This window comes from Hymenobacter sp. YIM 151500-1, from assembly GCF_025979885.1.
GTDB lineage: Bacteria > Bacteroidota > Bacteroidia > Cytophagales > Hymenobacteraceae > Hymenobacter.
The window spans coordinates 2,823,679-2,844,918 of record NZ_CP110139.1; the positions used below are offsets into that span (position 1 = coordinate 2,823,679).

Here is a 21,240-nt window from a genome sequence, read left to right on the forward strand (position 1 = left end):
TTGAACCAGGCTTTCCATGAAGACCAAATATAGCGACGCCAAGTGTGAACAATACGGCCGCCTGCTGGCCGCCCTGCTCTGCGACCAGCACTTCGGGGCCCGGCCCACAGCCACGCTCGACGGCCCGGCCGTGCTGCGCTTTACGCCCATTCGGCAGGTAAACCTGTTTGTGGTGCAGCAGCTGCTGGGCAAGTGGACCGCCGAAATGAGCCGTCTGCGCAGCCCCTACTTCGATTTCGAGGATGCCGATGTGCGCCAGGCCCTGACCCAGTTTATGAACGTGCTGTCGAGGCGCATCAAGCTGACGCGGCCCGCGTTTGAGCCCCTGCTGGCCACGGCCATCCAGGACACGCTGCTGGGCGCCCTCGACCCGGCCGACACGTTTGGGCGCAAGCTGGTGGGCGAGCAAGCCACCGCCACACCCGAGCAGCTGCGCGAAGGCCTGCGCTACCTCGACTTCAACAAGCCGGTGTTTGAGGGCTTTGTGGACCTGCTGCCCGCCGGCCAGGCCCAGGAGCGGGAGTACCTGACCAGCCGCTTCCGCCTGCACCTGGAAACCCAAGCTGCCGAGCTACAGCCCCTGCCCGAGCTGCTGGCGCAGTTCAACGTGCTGCTGCCCATCACCGAAGCCGACCTGAGCGAAGAAGCTGCCGCGCCCCAGCCCGCCACGGTTGCCGCGCCAGCACCGACTACCGCGGCACCCGCTGCTCCGGCCCCTACTCCGGCGCCCGCGCCAACTCCGGTTCCGGCGGCGGCTGAGCCCGTGCAGCCAGCCGCTGCGGCCGTCGCGCCCGTAGGGCCAGCTTCGGTAGCTGCTGCCACGGCGCCGCCCGCCACGGTGCCCTTATACGAAAAGTTGAAAGCCGAGCAGCCGGCCGCTCCCACGCTCAGCGAAACGCTGCGCCCGGACCGGGCCGGCGCCATGCTGGCCGAAAAAGCGCCCAAGGTGGAATCGTTGCGCGAAGCCATTTCCATCAACCAGCGCTTCAGCTTCATCAACGAGCTGTTCAACGGCGAGAACATGGAGTACCACGCCGCCATTCAGCACCTCGATACCCTGCCCGACGCCGAATCGGCGAAGCAGTACGTGACGGGCCGCCTGGCCTCCCAGTACAACTGGACCCGCAAGGAAGAGCACGTCAACAAGCTGCTAAAGCTGATTGACCGGAAGTTTGCGTGAGTTGTTGAGCGGCAAGCTGCTGTTCTAGGCTGTGTGGACAGTTGATACCAGCCCGTCATGCTGAGCGGAGCCGGAGGCGCAGTCGAAGCATCTCTACCTCTGGCTAATCTCAATCGTGTGAACGAAGCGGTAGAGATGCTTCGGCAAGCGGACGCCAGATGAAGCAGGACGGTTTTTTTACTGTTTTTGGACAGTTGGTACCAGACCCTAGCGGAAGTTCCAGAACATCAGCTTGCGGCTTGAAGCTTACGGCTTGCCGCTCACCTAGTACCGCTCCAAATCCTGCTTGCGGTAGGCGTCGATGGCCAGCAGGATAAACAGCAGCACGGTAAAGGACCACAGTGAGGAGCCGCCGTAGCTGAAGAAGGGCAGCGGTATTCCCACCACGGGCGCCAGGCCGATGGTCATGCCGATGTTGACGCAGAAGTGAAAGAAGATGATGCTGGCCACGCAGTAGCCGTAGGTGCGCCCAAACACCGATTTCTGCCGCTCGGCCACGTACACGATGCGCGCCAGCAGGGTCACGAACAGCACGATGGTGACCATGGAACCCAGCCAGCCCCATTCCTCGCCCACGGTGCAGAAGATGAAGTCGGTGCTTTGCTCGGGCACAAAGTCGAACTTGGTTTGAGTGCCTTGCAGGAAGCCCTTGCCGGCCAAACCACCCGAGCCGATGGCAATTTTGGACTGCGTGACGTTCCAGCCCACGCCCAGCGGATCGGCCGAGGGGTTGATGAGCACCTCGATGCGCTTGCGCTGGTGGGGCTGGAGCACGTTGTTGAAGAAGAAATCAACCCCGAATACCATCCCGATTACCACGGCCCACACGCTCAGCGACAGGGGCAGGTGGTGGCGTATCACCTTGGGGTTGAAGAGAAACACCAGCCCGAGCAGCACGGTAAAAGCCGCCGCCAGCCACAGCTTGGGCACCAGCAGGGCCAGAATAAGGATAATGCCCGCCGCGGCCAGGATCAGCAGGATCAGCGGCGACATGCCCTCCCGGAAATAAGCCAGCAGAAACGCCCCGAACACCAGGGCCTGGCCGGTTTCGTTGGCGGCCAGGATGAGCAGGGGCGGCAGCAGCGTGAGGCCGGCCAGCACCAGCTGGTCGCGGAAGTTTTGCTGGCGCAGGTTGATGCTGGCCATGTAGCGCGACACAGCCAGGGCCGTGACGAACTTGGCAAACTCGGCCGGTTGCAGGCGCATGGGCCCCAGCTCCAGCCACGACCGGGACCCGGCAATGGGCCGGGCAATAAACGGCGTGATAATGAGCAGCAGAATCATGCCCCCGTACAGCGCAAACGCAAACGTATCGTAGGCCTTATAATCGACGACGAGCAGCACCACAATCAGTACCACGGCGGCCCCAATCCAGAGTATTTGCTTGAACCAGTTGAAGGCCATCAGCTCCTGGAAGCTGAGGCTGCGCAACGGGTCAGCCGGCGCGTCGGGCGAGTAGCTGGCCGCGTACACATTGAGCCAGCCCAGCCCCACCATGAGCAGGTAGAGCAGGACCGTTACCCAGTCGATGCTGCGGGAATATCTTGCGGGCGAGGATGGCATAGGGTGTTTGTCATTCCGAGCGGAGCGAGGAATCTGGGGTAGCTTCTTGCAGGTAACCCAGATTCCTCGCTCCGCTCGGAATGACAGGTAGTTAATGTCGTTTTACAAACCGACTGGCGGGGCCCTGGAGCCAGTATTCCCAGCGTTTGCGCCAGGGGGCGATGTTGCCGCGCAGGTATTTTTCCATCATCAAAGCAGCTAGGGGCGCGGCGGATGAGCCCCCGAAGCCGGCGTTTTCGATGAAGACGGCAATGGCAATCTGGGGGTCGTCGGCGGGGGCGAAGGCGGCGAAGGTGGCGTGGTCGTCGCCGTGGGGGTTTTGCACGGTGCCGGTTTTGCCAGCCACCGAAATGCCGAATTCCAGCAGACTGGCGTAGTTGCCCGTACCGCCGCGCCCATCTACCACCGACTGCATGCCCGGAATAATAGCCTCGAAGTGCTGCGGGTCCACGCCCACGGTATGCCGCTCCCGAAACTGGGGCAGCGGCCCGCTTTGGCCCACGCTGCGCACAAAGTGGGGCGTGTAGTAGTGGCCGCGGTTGGCAATGGTGGCCATGATATTGGCCATTTGCAGGCCGGTAATGCCAATTTCGCCCTGCCCGATGCTCAAAGAGTACACCGTGCGGTAGTTCCAGCGGTGGTAGCCGTTGCGTTTGTCGTAGAAATCAGGGGATGGAATCAGGCCTTTTTTCTCCTGCAAGAGGTCCACACCCAGCTTTTCGCCCAGCCCGAAGTTCATTACCTGCCGGCGCCACTCGCCCAGGCCCAGGCGGGCGTCCTCGAAGCGGTTGGCCGAGCGGCCGCGCAGCACCGCTGCCCGCATCACTTGGTAGAAATACGGGTTGCAGCTCTGCTTGATGGCAATGCCCACGTGGCCGGGGTACTCGTGGCGGTGGGTGCAGCGCACCAGCTTCTGGTTGCAGGCAAAGCCGGTGGCGGGCGTCACCACGCCCATTTGCAAAGCCACCAGCTCGTTTACTAGCTTAAACACCGAGCCCGGCGGGTAGGTGGCCATGAGCGGGCGGTTGAACAAGGGCTTGGCCGTGTCCTGAAGCAGGGCCATGTAGCGGTTGCCCATGCCCTTGCCCGACAGCGTGGCCGGCTCAAAGGCCGGCGCCGACACAAAAGCCAGAATCTCGCCGGTTTTGGGGTCGAGGGCCACAATGGAGCCGCGCTTGTTCTGCATCAGCAGCTCCCCGTAAGCCTGTAGCTCCGAGTCGATGCTCAGGTGCAAGTCCTGCCCGGCCACCGACAGCGTATCAAACTCCCCGCCCCGAAAAGCGCCCTTCTCTATGCCGCGCACGTTGACCATGCGGTACTGCACGCCGCGCCGGCCCATGAGCTGGCTTTCGTAGTAGGACTCCAGCCCCGTAATGCCCAAGAAGTCGCCGGGCTGGTACTTGGCGTACTTCGGTTTTTCGAGAAAGGCGGGCGGTATGGAGCCCACGTAACCCAGAGCGTGGGCCAGGTTGGGCGTGTTGTAGGACCGCGCCATGCGCGCCTTGATGCTGAAGCCGGGAAAGTCAATCAGGTTGTCCTGAATGGCAGCCAGCTCTGGCGTGCTCAGGTTCTGCACCAGCGGCGAGGCCTTGACGCGGCTGAATTTTTTGGCGGCCTGGAGCCCGGCGCGCACCTCTTCCAGGGGCAGTTGCAGCAGCTGGCAGAAGCGTAGCGTGTCGAGTTGCTTCACCTCGCGCGGCACCACCATCAGGTCGTACACGGGCGTGTTCTGCACCAGAATCTGGCCTTTGCGGTCGTAAATCAGGCCCCGGTACGGCACCTGCACGATGCGCTGGAGCGTGTTGCGGTCGGCGGCCAGCTTGTAGCTGCCGTCCAGCACCTGGATATAAAAAAGACGTACCGCAAACACCAGCGCCACAGCCAGGAAAATGGCCTGAACCACGTACTTGCGGCCTTCGAGGTATTGCAAAACGGAAAAAGCTGAAGAAGTAAACGCTCCGAACCTGTTGTTGGACCGGCAAAGATACAACGCAGGCCTCACCCCCCAACCTTGCCACTGCTCCACGCGCCATATCCCATGAAGAAGCCTGCTGATTGACGCTTCCCATGCCGGCGACAACCCCTGGCGGCAGACTTAGCCAGCAGAGCTGGCGCGTCTGCCCGCCGGAGTTGGGGCAAATCTCCGGACTTGCGGCCGCGCAGCGGCCATGCGGAACTGCGCCGTCTGGATTAGTTGTGCGGCCAAAAGATGTAACGCGAAGTTGTACTTCGCGACGTGCCAGAACGAAATCGTGCGGCAACGCTCTAACGCGTCGCGAAGTACAACTTCGCGTTACATTCTTCTAGCGCAGGTGGCTAACCCACACGGCCCCTACGCCTGATGGCCGCTGTGCGGCCGCAAGTCGGGAGACTTGCCCCATTATCCGGCGAGCAGACGCGCCACCTACGGTGGCAAGTCTGCCGCCAGGAACCGGCTTCTACCGGTTGCGCCGCCGGGTGGGGAAGAAAATCAGCTGAATAATCAGCAGCGTTAACGTGGTGTAGAGGGTACTGGCAATGATTTTGGTCAGCGTGAGGCCCACCACTCGGAAGCTACCCAGCTCCAGCAGAAAAAACGCCGCGTGGTGCATGGCCACCAGCAGCAGCAAGTACACCATTGTCCACTGCCAGCCCATCTGGTGGATGTTCACCGAGTCCTGGGCGTCGTACCCGTCGCGGGGGGTGAGCAGGCGCAGCACCCAGGGGCGCACGTACATGAGCAGCACGGCAGCGGCGGCGTGCACCCCGCCGGTGTCGAAGAATACGTCCAGCGTGAGGCCCGTCACGAACCCCAGCACCAGCTGCACCACAATGGGCGTGGTGATGGGCAAAAACAGCATAAAACCCAGGTAAATCAGACACCAGCCCCGGTCAAACAGCACAAAGGGGCTGCTGCTGATGAGCCACACGTAGAGGCCCACATACACCACAAAGCGCAGCAGCTGCACCAGGAGCACACCCACGATTCCGCCCCTCATGGCCGCTCCTCCCCTTCCGGCTTCAGGCCGGCCCGCGCCTCCACCGTGTCACGCTCGGCTTTGGGGCGGCTGGTTACCACATACACGTGGGTGAGGCGCGAGAAATCCACGGCCAGGCGCATACGCACGGTCCAGAAGTTCTTGTCAGGCTCTTTCACGAAGGAATCCACGGTACCCACCAGAACGCCCTCCGGAAACAAAGCATTATACCCCGACGTGACGATGGTGTCGCCGCGCACCAGCTTGTTCTGGCGCGGAATGTAGTCCAGTAGCGCGTGGGTGGGGTCGTCGCCCAGCCAGCGCACCGTGCCAAACGTTCCGTCGCGGCGGATCTTGGCCGATAGGTTGGTCTTGGAGTGCAGCATCGACGTGACGGTAGTATAGTGCTCCGAGGCCACTTTCACCCGGCCCACCACGCCCTCAGCAGCCACCACGCCCATGCCGGGCCGCACGCCATCCACAGTGCCCACGTTCAGGGTCAGGTAGTTATCCACGCGGCGCAGGGTGTTATTGACCACGCGGGCCGGAATCAAGGGGTAGTCAGGGTCGCGGGCCGGGAGCTGGCGCAGGCCCAGCAGCAGCGAATCGGGGCGGCCAAGGAGGGCCAGCCGGGCCTGGGTGAGGCTGTCCTGAGCTACGGGCAGCACGGGGGCTTCACGATTACTGAGGTCGGGGCGGTAGAGCTGCTGGCGCAGACGGGCGTTTTCCTGCATCAGCCCCCGGTTTACTTCCACCAGCCGGAAATAGTCGTACACCTGGGTGCGCCAGTCGAGCACCTGTCCCACGTAGGCATTGGCCGAGTTGAAAAACGCCGCCCGCTGGTAGGAGCTGTTGCGCACCAGCAAGTACAAGCTCGCCACTTCCAGCAACGCAAACACGAGGATGCCCCGGTAGCGAAACAGAAAGGCGAACAGGTTTCTCATGAAAGTTAGAAGGTTTAAAAGTTAAAAAGTTGAGAAGTTCAGATGCTTTCCGGCAAACCAGTCACTTCCAAACTTCTCGACTTTTTAACTTCCAAACTTACGTTAGCAGCACGCTGCGGAAGGCGGTAATGTTTTTGATGGCGGCGCCGGTGCCGCGCACCACGGCGCGCAGCGGGTCTTCGGCAATGTGGATGGGCAGCTTGGTTTTCACGGCCAGGCGCTTGTCGAGGCCGCGGAGCAGGGCGCCCCCGCCGGTGAGGTGGATGCCGTTCTCGTAGATGTCGGCCGACAGCTCGGGCGGACTGATTTCCAGGGCTTTAAGTACAGCTTCCTCGATTTTGGCCACCGACTTATCGAGAGCAATGGCAATTTCGGCGGAGGTTACCTTGATAACCTTCGGGATGCCGGTCATCAGGTCACGGCCTCGCACCTCGAAGTCGGCGGGCGTTTGCTCTAGTTCGGTGAGGGCCGCGCCTACTTCAATCTTGATGCGCTCGGCGCTTCGTTCCCCGATCAGCAGGTTGTGCTGGCGGCGCATGTAGTCCAGAATGTCCTGGTTGAACACGTCGCCGGCCGTCTTGATTGACTGGTCGCAGACGATACCCGACAGGGCAATTACCGCAATTTCGGTGGTGCCGCCCCCAATGTCGATAATCATAGAGCCCACCGGCTGCTCCACATCAATACCGATGCCGATGGCAGCGGCCATGGGCTCCTGAATCATCCAGACTTCCTTGGCCCCGGCGTGCTCGGCGGAGTCACGCACGGCGCGCTTTTCTACTTCTGTGATGCCCGAAGGAATGCAGATAACCATGCGGTGCGAGGGCTGAAACAGCCGCGTCCGCGTGTCAATCATCTTAATCATGCCCTTAATCATTTCCTCGGCGGCGTGGAAATCGGCAATAACGCCGTCTTTGAGCGGGCGGATGGTCTTGATGTTGTCGTGGGTTTTCTCGTGCATCTGCTGCGCCTGACGACCCACGGCAATTACCTTATTGGTGGTCCGGTCCTTGGCAATGATGCTGGGCTCGTCCACCACAATCTTGTCGTTATGAATAATAAGCGTATTGGCCGTGCCCAGGTCAATGGCAATGTCGCTGGTCAGAAAATTGAAAAAACCCATGGGTTGACGACAAGTGAATGAGGTTGGGCCGGTTGCGCCCACAAAAAAAGTGGGGCAAAAGTACGCAAGTTTAGGGGAAGGTAGTGAGGAGGTGAATAGTGAGGAGGTGAATAGTGAGGAGGTGAATAGTGAGGAGGTGACAGGTGACAAGAGGAACAGTCATGCTGAGCTTGCCGAAGCATCTCTCCCGCTTCGTCCTCACGATTAAAATTAGCCAGCGGTAGAGATGCTTCGACTTCGCCTCCGGCTCCGCTCAGCATGACCGACGTGTTACCTGTCACGTGTCACGTGTCACCTCATCACCTTATTACCTCACTAATGCTTGAAGTGGCGCACGCCGGTCATCACCATAGCCAGGCCCAGGCGGTTGCAGGCGTCGATGCTGTCTTGGTCTTTGATGGAGCCGCCGGGCTGTACCACGGCCCGGATACCAGCTTCGGCGGCAATTTCCACGCAGTCGGGGAAGGGAAAAAAGGCATCGGAGGCCATAACGGCGCCTTGCAGATTGAAGCCGAAGCTTCGGGCTTTTTCAATGGCTTGGCGCAGGGCATCTACCCTCGAGGTTTGGCCCACGCCGGAGGCCAACAGCTGGCCGGCCGTGGCTAGCACGATGGTGTTGCTCTTGGTGTGCTTGCACACTTTCAGGGAAAACTCCAAGGCTGCCACTTCCTCAGCCGTCGGGGCCGACTCGGTGACGGTGCGGAACTCGGCGGCGCCTTCCATAGCCCGGTCGAAGTCCTGCTCGATGAGGCCGTTGAGTAGGGTTTTCACCTGCCTAGTGGGGAAGGCCACGGGCTTCTGGCGCAGCAGGATGCGGTTTTTCTTGCTTTGCAGCACTGGCAGGGCGGCGGCCTCAAACTCCGGGGCAATCAGCACCTCGAAAAACAGCTTGTTCAGCTCCTCGGCCGTGGCGGCATCCACGGGCTTGTTCACGATAATCACCCCGCCGAAAGCCGACACCGAGTCGCAGCTCAGGGCGTTCAGGTAGGCTTCGCGCAGGGTGCCGGCCTGGGCTACACCGCAGGCGTTGGTGTGCTTTAGAATAGCGCAGGCTGCCGGCCCCTCGGCCCCGAACTCCTGCATGAGCAGCACGGCCGCGTCCACGTCCACGAGGTTGTTGTAGCTCAGCTGCTTGCCGTGAAGCTGGTCGAACAGGGCGTTCAAGTCGCCGTAGAAGGTACCTTGCTGGTGGGGGTTTTCGCCGTAGCGTAGGGGCGTAGCAGGCTTCTCGCTGAGCTTGAGCGCGGCACCGGCCAGCTCGGTGCCCTGGGCCAGGTAGCGGAAGATGTGGGTGTCGTAGTGGGATGTCTGCTCGAAGGCAGCGGCGGCGTAGTGGCGGCGGTCCTCCAGGTCGGTGGCGCAGCCTTTAGCCTGCAGTAGCTCGGTTACGGCCGCGTACTGGTCGCGGGAGCTAACCACCAGCACGTCGCGGTAGTTTTTGGCCGCGGCCCGCAGCAGGGAGATGCCACCGATGTCGATTTTCTCAATTACGTCAGCCTCCGAAGCGCCCGAGGCTACGGTTTCCTCGAACGGGTACAAGTCCACAATCACCAGGTCAATGGGCGGAATCTGGTGCTGATCGGCTTCTTGTAGGTCGCCGGCTTCGTGGCGGCGGTGCAGGATGCCGCCGAACACCTTGGGGTGCAGGGTTTTGACACGCCCGCCAAACACGGCCGGAAAACCAGTCAGGCTTTCAACGGCTGTTACCGGAGCGCCCTGCTCCTCAATAAATTGCTGGGTGCCGCCCGTGGAGTAGATGGTTACACCGTGCTCCTTCAGCAATGCTACCAACGGCTCCAGCCGGTCTTTATAGTAGACGGAAACGAGGGCGGAGCGAATGGGCTGGGGCTGCATACGGAAGGAAGGTTGGGTGAAAGAACGAATCCGGCCGCGAAGGTAAGCAGCCCGGCTATGCAGCGGATGTTACCGAATTGTTATCTGGTTGAAGCCGTTTCAAAAGCTCAGAAACAGAGTATGGGCGCTATGCCCAATCAACCCAGCAGCCTTTATTTTAACCATCCTGCATGGTCCATACCTCTATCAAAAGCAATGATGAACACGCTGTATAAAGCACTGCTGCTTTTCGCCATTGTGGTGAGCTTTCTGCCAGCAAATGCCATGGGGCCTCCTACGCAGGGCTGTGAACAAGCAGCCACAGCTGCTCTGGCAACAGTAATTAAGGATGCTCGGCTAGCCAGATATCTGCTTGGTCACGCCCGGAATAACATTCCCATTCGAGTGGGATTTACCGCGTGGCCCCGTTGGGCTTGCTTTTGCACAGCCATGTTTTTTTTAAGCCCAGTTTAAAAGGCCTCGCCCAGCGCCAGGAAGAACGTGCCGGGCGAGTTGCTACCGCCGGCGTAGTCGAGGCGGATGTTGAGCCGGTCGCGGCGGTTGAAGCGGAAGCGCAGGCCCGCCCCGCCGGCTATCTTGGTTTTGTCGAGCTCCAGGTCCGAGACGCGGTTGCCTACTTCGCCCACTCCGGCAAAAACGGCCCCGTCGATGCGCCAGAACAGCTTTTGCCGGATTTCGCCTTGAAACGCGACGGTTTGCCGGTCGCGAAAACGCAGCTCGTAGATGCCGCGCATGATGCTGGCGTAGTTGAACAGGGCACTGCTCAGGTTTTCAGCCATGCCGCCCAACTCCCGGAATGGCACGTTGCCTCCGTGAAACTGGCCAATAAAGTTCAGGGCCAGGATGGTGTTGGTAGAGCCGAACAGGGGCCGGAAGTGGCGCACGTCGAGCTGGTAACGGGTGAAATGAAAGTCGGAGCCGGTCCAGCGCCGGTTCACTGTCCCGTACGCGTCCACGAACCAGCCGCGGTAGGTGGCCAGCACATTGTCGCGGCTGTCGTAGAGCACGGCTGGCCCGAAGCCCGAGACAAACGTGTTCTGCCGCTCCCGCGCCGACACGCGCGGGTCGCTCAGAAACGAATGCAGCCGGCCTTCGTTGTCGGTGCCTACCGGCTCGATGTCGGTGGTATTGGTGAGGCGGTAGCGTACCCCGGCAAACAGGTTGGGCCGCACCCGCGCCAGGGCTTTCTGGTCGAAAATCAACAGCTTATAACTCAGCGTTGACTCGCGGCTGCGGCTGGTTTCGTTGCCAATGCCGTAGAAAAACAATTCCTGGTTGTAGTGGCTCAGCTCCCCCGAGAAAAGCAGCTTTTCGCCCTTGGTGAAAATGGTATGCGTAAGCTGGGCCGTGCTCTGCCCTTCCTGCGAAACCCACGCAAACAAGCGGGCGTTGGACTTGCGCACGGTGGTGTCTTTCCCGAAGCGCCACACCGGCAAAATCGACAAGCCACCCGCAAAGCCAGTTTCCTGCTGAGCAAACACGAACGGCAAGGGAATCAGGTTGGGCTTGTCGCGGGGCTCAAACCACCCCCGAATGCCGGTGCGGGATGTAGGTGGGGGTGGGGCAGTGGAGCCAGCAGCAGAGTCGATAGGAGTAACCTGAGCACTACCAAAAAGTGGCAATAGGCATAACGCCAGCACCGAACATAGAAAACGCATAGCGCAGCAACTTAGAAGTTTAATCCGTATTACCCTGAAGCATATCTACTTACCCAAACGAACTTTCACGCCACGAAATTGCCGCCCCGTGTAGCCCACTAAAAGGCCTCGCCCACGGCGAAGTAGATGCTGCCGGGCGTATTGCTGCCGCCGGCGTAATCGAGGCGGATGTTGAGCCGGTCGCGGCGGTTGAAGCGGAAACGCAGGCCCGCTCCAGCCGCAATCTTGGTTTTGTCGAGTTCGAGGTCCGACATCCGGTTGCCCACCTCCCCTACCCCGGCAAACACAGCCCCATCGAAACGCCAGAACAGCTTCTGCCGGATTTCGCCCTGGAATACCACCGTCTGCCGGTCGCGGAAGCGCGACTCGTAGATGCCGCGCATGATGGCAGCGTTGTTGAACAAGGCCCCGCCCAGGTTTTGGCCCATGCCGCCCATTTCCCGGAACGGTACCGCCCCCGAATGAAACTGCCCGATGAGGTTCAGGGCCAGAATGGTATTGGTGGACCCGAACAAGGGCCGGAAGTGCCGGGCGTCGAGTTGGTAGCGGGTGAAGCGGTAATCGGAGCCCAGCCCCGAGCCGTGAAACAAGACGTGGGCATCAAGAAAATTGCCGCGGTACGTAGCCAGCACGTTGTCGCGCCCATCGTACAGCACGGAGGGGCCTACGCCGGAAACAAACGTATTCTGCCGCTCCCGGGCCGTGAGGCGGGGGTCAACCAGAAAATAATTGGGGCGGCCCTCGTCATCGGTGCCTTGCGGCTCGATGTCGGTGGTGTTGGTGAGGCGGTAGCGCACCCCCGCAAACAGGTTGTCGCCGACCCGCGCCAGGGCTTTTTCGTCGAATATGAGAAGCTTGTAGGTTAGCTCCGACTCGCGGCTGGTGCTGGTTTCGTTGCCGATGCCGTAGTAGAACAGCTTCTGGTCGTAGCGGCTCAGCTCGCCGGAGAAGTAGAACCGCTCACCCGGCGTGAAAATGGTGTGCGTGAGCTGGATGGTGCTCTGCTTCTTCTGGGAAAACCACGCAATCAGGCGGGCGTTGGACTTACGCACGGTGGTATCGGTACCGAAGCGCCACACGGGCAACACGGCCGCCCCACCCGCAAAACCGGTTTCCTGCTGGTAAAACGCCACCGGCACCGGAATAAAGTTGGGCTTGTCGCTGGGCGCAAACAAGGACGTACGGGTATTGGCAGCAGAGCGTGCACCGGCCGAAGCAGAGTCGGCAGACGAAGTTTGAGCCAGGGCCGGAGAAGCAGCCAGCACACCAATGGCCAGCAGCGGGTAGAGGAAGCGCATATATAGAAAGCTGATTCAGAGGCAGAACCGGCGCCTCCAACCGGAGCTGCTTTTCGCAGCCGGCTGGGCGCCACTGCCTTCGCTAACGCAACTGTCTGGCCTACGGTTGTACTGGCTAACTGCCCTCGGCTTCTCGCCTACCCTCTTTCGGCCCATAGCATGGAAAGCAGCCCGGCCAGCATCAGCACCTTGCACCAAGTGCTGAGCGCCGCAAAATGGCGGCGGCGGTCGGCGCGGGCCAGCTGCCAGGCTAGGCCGCCCAGCGGGGCCAGCACCAGCCCCAGCAGCCAGCCGCCCAGCAGCCGGTGCCCCGTGCGCCAGGCTTCCAGGCCGGCGCCCGCCACCAGCAGGGCCAGGCATGCCAGGAAAAACCCTGCCACCCACTTGGTGCGAGCCACGCCCCACACCAGGGGCAGGGTACGGCAGTCGTGGGCGGCGTCGCCGCGCATGTCCTCTACGTCTTTCACAATCTCGCGCACCACGGTAAGCAGAAAAGCCGCCAGAGCATACACCCACACGGCCTCCGAGCCGGTCCGGGCTTGCAGCTCGGGCAGCAGCACCAGGGCACCCGTGAGCGTGGCAATGGTGACGTTGCCCACCAGGGCCACCCGCTTAAACCGCGCCGAGTAGCCCCACAGCATCAGGGCCGAGCCCAGGTGCACCAGGCCCAGGCGCGGAGCCAGGGCCCCGCTCACCACCACGCCCAGCCCCGAGAGCAGCACATGAGCCAGCATGGCGTGGCGGCGGTTGACGGTGCGCCCCACCACCAGCCGGCCGGGCCGGTTGATGGCGTCAATCTTCACGTCGTAGTAGTCGTTGATGATGTAGCCGCCGGCGGCCACGCTCAGGGAGGCCAGCAGGAGCAGGCCAAACTCAGCGGGTAGCACCTGCGGCCAGGACGCGCCAGGCAGCAGCAGGCAGGCCCGCACCAGCACCAGGCACAAGGCCATCATAAGCAGGTTGGGCAGGCGCACCAGCCGGCTCAGCTGCCGCCACACCCCTTCCGGTGGCCCGTCGGCGGGCAGCGGGGCAGAAGCAGATCCGGCGGCAGTGGGCGTCATTACAAGCAGCAACACGAGCGAGCCGGCAAAGATGCACGATGCCCAGCAAAAGAAAGCCCCTCCCAGCATGGGGAGGGGCTTTGCTGTATGCTAAAAACCTTATGTAAAGCTGATGCTTACAGTTTCTTCACATTTACCGCATTAACACCTTTGCGGCCTTCCTGCGTGTCAAACTCCACGCGGTCATTCTGTTGGATCTGGCCCCCGTTAAGACCGGTAACATGGACGAAGAAATCTTCCTTCGTGCCGTCTTCCGTAATGAAGCCGTAGCCCTTCGACTCATTAAAGAATTTTACGGTTCCTGTTTTCATGAAATAAAGAAAATGGAGTGAATGATGGTCGGGTAAATATAGAGGTAAATTAGAAAAGCACAACCCTTGCGCCACGCAACCAGACCGGGGCCAACAGACTGCTAAAAACGGCTAAACCGGCCCCCAGGTTGCTTGTCCTACCATTTCTGCTGGTGCCTGAGCACGGCCTCAATCAGCTCGCGCGCGGCGCCGTGCCCGCCGGGCAGGGCCGCGGCATAGTTGCTGATGGCCCGCACATCGGCGGCGGCGTCGGCGGGGCAGGCCGCTACGGCGCAGCGCCGCATTACCTCCACGTCGGGCACGTCGTCGCCCATGTAGGCAATGTGGGCGGGGTCGAGGCGGTAGGTGTTAATGTAGGTATTGAAGATTTTCATCTTGTCATCGACACCCAGGAAAATGTCGCGCACGTCGAGCGACTCCAGCCGCTTGCGTACGCCTTCTTCCTCGCGGCCCGAGATAACAGCCACCCGGTAGCCCTGGCGCAGGGCGTGCCGGATGGCGTAGCCGTCGCGGATGTGGAAGGCCCGCGCCTGCTCGCCCGAGTTCAGGGCCAGCAGCGTACCATCGGTCAGCACGCCATCCACGTCGAAGATAAAGGCGGAAATGACCGCCAGGTCGGGTAGGATACGGGTTGCACTCATGCCAGAAACCAAAGAAAAACAGCAAGGGATAAAATGCCGAAGAGCGGCCGGCGGCCGGAGCAACGGTAACGGTTAGGTTCCACTCCTTTCGCTGGTCACTCTTCGGGCTGGCAGCCAGGCCGCCGCCTATTGGTTATCGCGCCACTCGTACACCCACTTGGCCTGAATCTGCTCCAGGTGGCCCTCATTGGCCTGCTCGCGGGTGCCGGCGAAGTTGGGCAAGCTCAGCACCCACTCCAGCAAGTCGGTGAAGCGGATGCGGTAAATCTTGTTTTCGCCGAATTCGTCGCCGAACTTCTCGTAGAGCGCCATGGCAATGTCCTCATGGTCGCCCCAGTGTATGGGGGGCTCGAAGTGGTTCATGTGGGAAAGTTTAGAAGGGAGAAAGTTTATAAGTTAAAAAGTTGGCTGAAGCAGCTACAAATGCCTGTAAATTGGGCTCAGAAGTTCACTTTCTACTTTCTCAACTTTCTAACTTCTCAACTACACTTAGTGGCCGAGGAAGTTCTGGGGCGGAATCAGCACAACCAGATCTTCGTTGCCCTGCACCACGCACTGGCAGCCCAGGCGGGAGTTGATGCGCGGATTGATGGCCCGGTCGATGAAGTCTTCTTCCTTATCCGAAATTTCCGGCAAATCGTCCTCCCCCGCCAGGACGTAGACGTGGCAGGTGCTACAGCCGCACACGCCGCCGCAGTTGTGCTGAAGCTGAATATCGTTGTTGAGGGCCACATCCAGCACCGATTCGCCCTGGGCGGCCACGTGGGTCTGGTCGGGCTGGCCGTCCTGAAACTTGAAGGTGATGTTGACGACTTTCACGGCGTAACTCGTTGAGCGGGGCTAAATGCGGGCACGAAGGTACGCACCCCTGCCTCCGAATCAAAGCTGGGCACCGGCCTCATTGTTTGGCAGCGGCCCGCTGGCAATATGCTGAATGCTGCGCGTCAGCTCATTATACAGGTGCTGCCAGCCCGGATGGGCGGCCAGCGCCTCCTGGTGCCGGGCCAGGGTGGGGGCGTCGTGGCGCAGGGCCGGGCCGGTTTGCACGGTGAAGGGCGGGGCGGCCAGGGCTTTGCTCACGGTTTCCATCACCAGCGGGTGCAGCAGCTCGAAGGGCAAGCCGGCCTCGGTAGCCAGGGCGTGCCCGATGCCCAGCAGGTGGTTGATGAAGTTGCAGGCAAACACGGCGGCCACGTGCAGGCGCAAGCGCTGCGCGGTATCCACGGGGCGTACGTCGGCGCTGAGGCGGCGGGCCAGCTCCCGCAGCTGGCCGTAGGTAGCGGCGTCGGCGGCTTCCAGGCACAGGGGCACGGCGTGCCAGTTGATGGTCCGGCCGGGGCTGAAGGTCTGGAGCGGATACAGCACGCCGGCGCGCACCTGGGGCACGGCCGCCACCGCCGCCAGGGGCAGGGCGCCGGCCGTGTGCGCCACCACCGCCCCGGCCGGAAAGCGGGCCGCGGCCAGCACAACGGGCACGGCCGCATCGGGCACCAGCAATAGGTAGAGGTCGGCCGGGGGCAGCTGGGTTAGGTCGGTGCCGGCGGTGGCGCCGGGCAGCTGCCGGGCCAGGGCCGCGGCCGAAGCGGCCGTGCGGCTCCAGACGTGGCGCACCGAGCAGCCCGCCGCCACCAGCGCCGGCCCCAGGTGCTGGGCCACGCGCCCCGCCCCGAGCAGCACCACCGAGTGTAATGCAGAAGTAGCCATACGGAAGCAAAGAAACACGCCGCCGCGCACTTGGCCCCGGCCACACCGGAGCCGCCCCACGCCGCGCAGCCGAATCTGCCGGGTGCTTAGCTGCGCAGACTAGCCGGTAGTGCCCTGGAGGTGGTGTTGGCGGCCCTGGGGCGGATTGCCAGTCAGGTACTGATACTTATTTTTCTAGCTGTCAGCCGAAAATATGGCTGCTGCCGCCGATATGATTTTAATTTTTAGCGGGACTTCTTGAAGTATTTTCAGAATATTGCTCCGCTTTCCACCTTGCCTTCCCCAGCCATGCACGCGTGCTGGCTTTTCTTCCCTTCCAACTTTCTTTCACGTATGCCCAACTCCTACTTTTCCTGGCCCTCCCTGCCGCTGGCGGGCTGGGCGCTGGCGGCTCTCGGCCTGATTGCCCTGCCAGCACCGGCCCAGCATCTTTCTCCGCAACCTGCCCCAGCCGAAACGCAGGCGCCAGAGTCGGTTACCGGCCCCACGGCCCGGCGCCCCCAGGGTACCACGGCCATGCCCTACACCACCGCCCTGGCCCTGAACGTAGCCGGCACCTACACCGACCTAGGCACGGGCGGCACGGTCATCAGCACCCCCAACAACGACGACGCCAACTCCCAGCCCCAAGAAATCGGGTTTCCCTTTTCCTACAATGGCACCACGTTTTCGCGGTTTGTGCTGAACACCAACGGCTTCATCAAGCTGGGCGAAGCAGCCCCGGCCGCCAACGCGCTAAACGTGCTGCTCAACACCACCGACGCCAACGTGCTGGCGCCAGCCTCGGGTGTGGACCTGGAAGGCGCCGCCGACCAAGCCGCCAACCCGACGGAGTTTCGGGTGGCCACTACCGGCGCGGCGGGCAGCCGGGTGTGCACCATTCAGTTCAAGAACCTGCGCGACAAACCCACCGGAACGGGCACTACGGCCATTCCGGCGCAGATGAGCACCATGCAGTTCCAGATTCGGCTGTACGAAGGCTCCAATACCATTGACTTCGTGTACGGTACCTGGACCGCCACCGCCAATACGCCCACCGGGCAACCCTTCCGTATTGGCTTGAAAGGCAACGCCTTGAGCAACGGCACCACGCCCACGGCCGCCGACCTGGCCGAGCTGAGCCTAGTTGCCAAACCCAGCCTTTCTGCCTGGAGCACCGCCACGTTTGCCAACACCACCGTATCGGGCACGCAAACTTTTCCGGCTTCGCACTTTGTCCGCAACACGGTGCTGCCCGACCCCGGCCGCACGTACCGGTTCCGGGCGGTGCTGCCGGCCACCGATGCAGCCGTAGCCACTATTCACACCCTGGGCAAGCTGGCCGTGCCCAACTCCTTGCCGCACACGGTAGTGGCGGCCGTTACCAACCGCGGCACGGCGGCCCTGACCAACCTGCCCGTGACGCTCACCGTGTCGGGGGCCAACACCTTTACCAGCACCAAAACCATTACCACGCTAGCGGCCGGTGCCACGGCCGCCGTTACCTTCGATGCTTACCCGGCTACGCTGGCGCTGGGTACCAACAACTTGAGCGTGAGCGTGCCCGATGATGCCGAAAGCAGCAATAACACGCTGACCTACACCCAGCAGGTAACCAGCAACGCCCTGGCCTACGTGGACGACCGGCAGCCGATGAACCCTACAGGCATTGGGGCTGCCGATGCCATGCTGGCCGCCCGCTACACCGTGTCGCAGCTTTCGTACCTGAACGAGGTGAAAGCCACGTTTGTGGCTAATGCTAACAATACGGGCGGCTTCCGGATTGTAATTTATGATGCCACGGGAGCTAACAACACACCGGGCAACGAGCTGTACACCTCGACAGTGCAAAACCGCACGGCAGCGGGCGGCACCATTACCGTGCCTTTACCTGGCGTACCGGTGAATGGCTCATTTTTTATTGCCATTCGCGAAGCTGCTACCAACGTATTCCTCGGCTACCAGGTAGAGAATCCATTGCGCGTTAACACGTTTTACTTCCAGGTTCCGGGTGGGGCCTGGACGGCGCTCAGCTCAAACAACCCGCTGCGCCTAGCCCTGGATGCTACGCTGGGCGTTGCGCCGGCTTGCCCCATTCCGGTTGCCATAACCATTGGCAACGTACAGGCCCGCAGCGCCACCATCACCTTCACGGCTTCGGCCAACGCAACTTCTTTCACGGTATTATACGGCCCGGCGGGCTTCAATCCCGCCACCGAGGGCGCGCGCGTGACGAGTGCTACTTCGCCCATTCCGTTGGCCGGCCTCGTGGGCAACACGCGCTACGACGTATACGTGCAGGCGAACTGCGGCGGCACCGACAAAAGCATACTGCTGGGTCCTTTCACCTTCCGTACGCCCTGCGACGTGCCTCAGCTGGTGACAACTTTCCCGTACCGCGAGAATTTCGACAACGTGCTGGCCGGCACGCCGTTGTGCGAAGCTACCATCCTCAACGATAACAACGACAACCGGACCTGGCGCGTAGCGTCCACCTACACCAACAATAAGCAGACGATTCAGCTGGCCGAATCGGGCCCCAACGCCCTGCTGTACGAGTACAGCACCGTGGCCGGCGCCAACGCCGACGACTGGTATTTCACGGCGCCGCTCAGCCTGAAAGCCAACATGCGCTATCAGCTGTCGTTCCGCTACCGTACGTTCAGCACCCTGCCCGAGCGGCTGGAAGTGAAATACGGCACGGGCACCACGGCCGCTGCCCAAACCAACCTGCTGTGGCAAAACGATAACATTACCACCCAGGCCTACACCTCGGCTAATGCTACCAGCACCCCGGCCGTGGCCCTGATGGCACCCACTGCGGACGGCACTTACTACGTGGGCTTCCACGTGTACAGCCTTGCCGACCAGTTTCTGCTGGCCCTGGACAACGTGGAAATTACCGCTGCGGCCGTAACGGGCACTTCTCAGGCACTGATGCGGGCGGTGAACTTTTACCCCAACCCCACGGCGGGTCAGCTGACAGTGGACGTGCGCGGAGCCAGCGCCCGCGGCGGCTTGCAAGTGGAAGTAACCAACCTGCTCGGCCAGCGTGTGCACACCGCCACCGTCCGCGACAACGCCGAAAACACCCTGAATCTGTCTCACCTCGCCGGTGGCATGTACACCGTAAAAGTGCTGGCCGGCAACGAGTACATGGTGCGCAACGTGGTACTGGCGAAGTAGTGAAGTGCTAAGCCTAGCTCAGGGGCCATTATGCAATAAATCTCCCTTTATCTTAACAAGGATGGCAGCTTTATAAGCTGCCATCCTTGTTTATAAATTAACTCAAAAATACCGCAACCACCTACTCTACCTGTTAAACTGCTATAGCAATGACTTTTAAATAGTTTGGTGCTAGTTAAAAGTCAATAATAATAATTTTATGCAATTACATATACATAGTTATAGCCGGCTCAGAGCACCATTACTTTTCTGATTAAGTAAGTACATCACAAGTTGACACATTTTCTATAATCGTGATGATGCCAAATGTCAGTATTATAACTATTTATAGCTGATTAGATTAATTTTATAAAACTATAAAATTATAAATATTTTATCAAAAACTCACTCTACGTTAGGACATCAGTATGTATAGTATGAATTTTCTATAAAAATACATTGAACTATTGTAATCCAGTTATTATCTCTCTAACTAGCGTTAGAACTAATAACCCAAACGAAATTTCATAATGAGAAGACTAGTGCTAACATCCGCAGTGCTCTCGATGATACTTTCATCGTGCGAAAGTGTCATGAACGATGAGGCTCAGCCCAAATTAGATGGCAAAAGTTCCGCTAAGTTTGTTTTAACTGATGGCGCCGAAGATCCTGATGGTGGCACCATTGATCTTACACCACAACTTCGCAACCAGTATCTTGACAACCTTGCTAAGACATTAGCAATAGTAATCAGAAAAAATCCTGAAGTCGGTCGAATTATAAAAAATAACGCTTTACAGAAAATCGATGGAGATTACGACATATTGTACAGCAACTTAGAAAACACCAATGTAAGTGGTTCAACAATTGGTGAATTGATGCGGCAGGAGGGATTTCAGAATTTCATACCTAAAGCTGGAGAAAACACGGTTTCACTCGGTATTAGTGATGAATATAGCAAGAAAACTATTATATCTATTCCATCTAATATTGAAGATTATACCGAAAATATTATTCTAAACACGAAAGTGGCTTCTTTCCCGTTTGGAAATGATGAAACAATTAGTTCTGTTGTTGCTTACGATGGCGATGGAAATTCTAGTACTGTAAGTGCATTACAAGAGCCGTCAGAGCCATATGTGGTAGTTAGCTTTGGTGAACGTATTGATGATGCTGGTCTAGTTAAGGAAGAGTTTAGAAACCTGAATGACCCATCAGGCCGTACTCAAAATCGTAATGTAAATGATGGTGAGTTTATCACAGCTATTAAATGCAATAATTTAGGGGCTATTGAACCTTGGTTGAGAGGGAAACCTGAATTAAGATTGTACGTTGCGAGTGCCGTTGCTGATTTAAATACAAGCGGTCCTCCGACGGTAAACGGTGTGAAAATACAGGATGGTGTCTTATTTGCTACTGCTAAGAGAAAGGAAATTGATAATAAGTTTTATTCTGTTAATGATTATAGATTATTCACTTGGACTCAAAAGTATTCCGATTATTACACGATGGCCTGGATAGAAGAAGATGGCGGACCTACCGTAACATTTAAACTTAGTGTCACACCCAAATTCGCTTTTGTAACTACTTCTACAGCTGATTTGAACATTGATTTTAGCAACTGGGAAAAGGATGATAATTTAGGTTCTGTTCAAGTGTACAGGCCTGATCTGGCAGCCAATACTTTGGGTGAAATTAGATTTGGAACAACATTTACAACACAAATAATATCCAAACCCTAAATCGGAATTATTGAAGCACAAAAAGCTCCGGTGCGCGGCACTGGAGCTTTTTGTGCTTGT

At 59.6% G+C, this 21,240-nt stretch carries 17 protein-coding genes; 3 read left to right on the forward strand and 14 right to left on the reverse strand.

The annotated features are described in order from the left end of the window. Positions 1 to 16: 16 nt before the first annotated feature. Entirely contained in the window at positions 17 to 1,180 is a 1,164-nt protein-coding gene (locus OIS53_RS11825) for a hypothetical protein (protein WP_264678779.1), read from the forward strand. A 264-nt stretch (positions 1,181 to 1,444) separates the two neighbouring features. Here OIS53_RS11825 and rodA read toward each other — a convergent pair whose 3' ends face one another. From rodA to OIS53_RS11895, 14 genes are all read right to left on the reverse strand, one after another. Next, entirely contained in the window at positions 1,445 to 2,743 is a 1,299-nt protein-coding gene (gene rodA / locus OIS53_RS11830; protein WP_264678780.1) for a rod shape-determining protein RodA, read from the reverse strand. A 91-nt stretch (positions 2,744 to 2,834) separates the two neighbouring features. Next, a complete protein-coding gene (gene mrdA, locus OIS53_RS11835; RefSeq protein WP_264678781.1) occupies positions 2,835 to 4,673 on the reverse strand; it encodes a penicillin-binding protein 2 in 1,839 nt (612 codons plus the stop codon). 508 nt (positions 4,674 to 5,181) lie between these two features. Beyond that, entirely contained in the window at positions 5,182 to 5,721 is a 540-nt protein-coding gene (locus OIS53_RS11840) for a hypothetical protein (RefSeq protein ID WP_264678782.1), read from the reverse strand. Continuing rightward, a complete protein-coding gene (mreC, locus tag OIS53_RS11845) occupies positions 5,718 to 6,644 on the reverse strand; it encodes a rod shape-determining protein MreC (protein ID WP_264678783.1) in 927 nt (308 codons plus the stop codon). The genes OIS53_RS11840 and mreC overlap by 4 nt, the downstream gene beginning before the upstream one ends. A 97-nt stretch (positions 6,645 to 6,741) precedes the next feature. Next, positions 6,742 to 7,767 (reverse strand): rod shape-determining protein, encoded by a 1,026-nt coding sequence (locus OIS53_RS11850; RefSeq protein ID WP_264678784.1) that lies wholly within the window; start codon positions 7,765 to 7,767, stop codon positions 6,742 to 6,744. A 315-nt stretch (positions 7,768 to 8,082) separates the two neighbouring features. Then, positions 8,083 to 9,621: a bifunctional phosphoribosylaminoimidazolecarboxamide formyltransferase/IMP cyclohydrolase gene (gene purH, locus OIS53_RS11855; protein WP_264678785.1), complete on the reverse strand. Its 1,539-nt coding sequence runs from the start codon at positions 9,619 to 9,621 to the stop codon at positions 8,083 to 8,085. 449 nt (positions 9,622 to 10,070) lie between these two features. Beyond that, positions 10,071 to 11,279: a BamA/TamA family outer membrane protein gene (locus tag OIS53_RS11860; RefSeq protein WP_264678786.1), complete on the reverse strand. Its 1,209-nt coding sequence runs from the start codon at positions 11,277 to 11,279 to the stop codon at positions 10,071 to 10,073. A gap of 98 nt (positions 11,280 to 11,377) precedes the next feature. Beyond that, positions 11,378 to 12,577 (reverse strand): outer membrane protein assembly factor, encoded by a 1,200-nt coding sequence (locus OIS53_RS11865; protein WP_264678787.1) that lies wholly within the window; start codon positions 12,575 to 12,577, stop codon positions 11,378 to 11,380. 137 nt (positions 12,578 to 12,714) lie between these two features. After that, positions 12,715 to 13,653 (reverse strand): geranylgeranylglycerol-phosphate geranylgeranyltransferase, encoded by a 939-nt coding sequence (locus tag OIS53_RS11870; protein ID WP_264678788.1) that lies wholly within the window; start codon positions 13,651 to 13,653, stop codon positions 12,715 to 12,717. Between the two features lie 101 nt (positions 13,654 to 13,754). Continuing rightward, on the reverse strand, positions 13,755 to 13,949 hold the full coding sequence (locus OIS53_RS11875; RefSeq protein WP_139514799.1) for a cold-shock protein: 195 nt from the start codon (positions 13,947 to 13,949) through the stop codon (positions 13,755 to 13,757). Positions 13,950 to 14,086: 137 nt separating this feature from the next. Further along, positions 14,087 to 14,590 carry a KdsC family phosphatase gene (locus OIS53_RS11880; RefSeq protein WP_264678789.1) on the reverse strand — a complete coding sequence of 168 codons (504 nt, stop codon included), beginning with the start codon at positions 14,588 to 14,590 and terminating at the stop codon, positions 14,087 to 14,089. 126 nt (positions 14,591 to 14,716) lie between these two features. Continuing rightward, positions 14,717 to 14,953, reverse strand: a complete 237-nt coding sequence (iscX, locus tag OIS53_RS11885) for a Fe-S cluster assembly protein IscX (protein ID WP_264678790.1) — start codon at positions 14,951 to 14,953, stop codon at positions 14,717 to 14,719. Positions 14,954 to 15,079: 126 nt separating this feature from the next. Then, positions 15,080 to 15,409, reverse strand: a complete 330-nt coding sequence (locus tag OIS53_RS11890; protein ID WP_264678791.1) for a (2Fe-2S)-binding protein — start codon at positions 15,407 to 15,409, stop codon at positions 15,080 to 15,082. A gap of 60 nt (positions 15,410 to 15,469) precedes the next feature. Next, positions 15,470 to 16,294, reverse strand: coding sequence for a Rossmann-like and DUF2520 domain-containing protein (locus OIS53_RS11895; protein ID WP_264678792.1), 825 nt, complete (start codon positions 16,292 to 16,294; stop codon positions 15,470 to 15,472). Positions 16,295 to 16,627: 333 nt separating this feature from the next. On the opposite strand from OIS53_RS11895, the gene OIS53_RS11900 reads away from it, so the two are divergent. After that, positions 16,628 to 19,459 carry a T9SS-dependent choice-of-anchor J family protein gene (locus OIS53_RS11900; RefSeq protein ID WP_264678793.1) on the forward strand — a complete coding sequence of 944 codons (2,832 nt, stop codon included), beginning with the start codon at positions 16,628 to 16,630 and terminating at the stop codon, positions 19,457 to 19,459. A gap of 572 nt (positions 19,460 to 20,031) precedes the next feature. Then, the gene (locus tag OIS53_RS11905; RefSeq protein ID WP_264678794.1) at positions 20,032 to 21,180 is read left to right on the forward strand and encodes a hypothetical protein; all 1,149 of its coding nucleotides are present in this window, start codon (positions 20,032 to 20,034) and stop codon (positions 21,178 to 21,180) included. The last annotated feature ends 60 nt before the right edge of the window (positions 21,181 to 21,240 follow it).

Bases quoted from the DNA above. Each gene is read 5' to 3' on its own strand.
- mreC (WP_264678783.1), bottom strand. From the start codon at position 6,644: ATGAGAAACCTGTTCGCCTTTCTGTTTCGCTACCGGGGCATCCTCGTG.
- OIS53_RS11880 (WP_264678789.1), bottom strand. From the start codon at position 14,590: ATGAGTGCAACCCGTATCCTACCCGACCTGGCGGTCATTTCCGCCTTT.
- OIS53_RS11860 (WP_264678786.1), bottom strand. From the start codon at position 11,279: ATGCGTTTTCTATGTTCGGTGCTGGCGTTATGCCTATTGCCACTTTTT.
- OIS53_RS11825 (WP_264678779.1), top strand. From the start codon at position 17: ATGAAGACCAAATATAGCGACGCCAAGTGTGAACAATACGGCCGCCTG.
- OIS53_RS11895 (WP_264678792.1), bottom strand. From the start codon at position 16,294: ATGGCTACTTCTGCATTACACTCGGTGGTGCTGCTCGGGGCGGGGCGC.
- OIS53_RS11875 (WP_139514799.1), bottom strand. From the start codon at position 13,949: ATGAAAACAGGAACCGTAAAATTCTTTAATGAGTCGAAGGGCTACGGC.
- OIS53_RS11905 (WP_264678794.1), top strand. From the start codon at position 20,032: ATGAACGATGAGGCTCAGCCCAAATTAGATGGCAAAAGTTCCGCTAAG.
- OIS53_RS11850 (WP_264678784.1), bottom strand. From the start codon at position 7,767: ATGGGTTTTTTCAATTTTCTGACCAGCGACATTGCCATTGACCTGGGC.
- iscX (WP_264678790.1), bottom strand. From the start codon at position 14,953: ATGAACCACTTCGAGCCCCCCATACACTGGGGCGACCATGAGGACATT.
- OIS53_RS11865 (WP_264678787.1), bottom strand. From the start codon at position 12,577: ATGCGCTTCCTCTACCCGCTGCTGGCCATTGGTGTGCTGGCTGCTTCT.
- OIS53_RS11900 (WP_264678793.1), top strand. From the start codon at position 16,628: ATGCCCAACTCCTACTTTTCCTGGCCCTCCCTGCCGCTGGCGGGCTGG.
- purH (WP_264678785.1), bottom strand. From the start codon at position 9,621: ATGCAGCCCCAGCCCATTCGCTCCGCCCTCGTTTCCGTCTACTATAAA.
- rodA (WP_264678780.1), bottom strand. From the start codon at position 2,743: ATGCCATCCTCGCCCGCAAGATATTCCCGCAGCATCGACTGGGTAACG.
- OIS53_RS11840 (WP_264678782.1), bottom strand. From the start codon at position 5,721: ATGAGGGGCGGAATCGTGGGTGTGCTCCTGGTGCAGCTGCTGCGCTTT.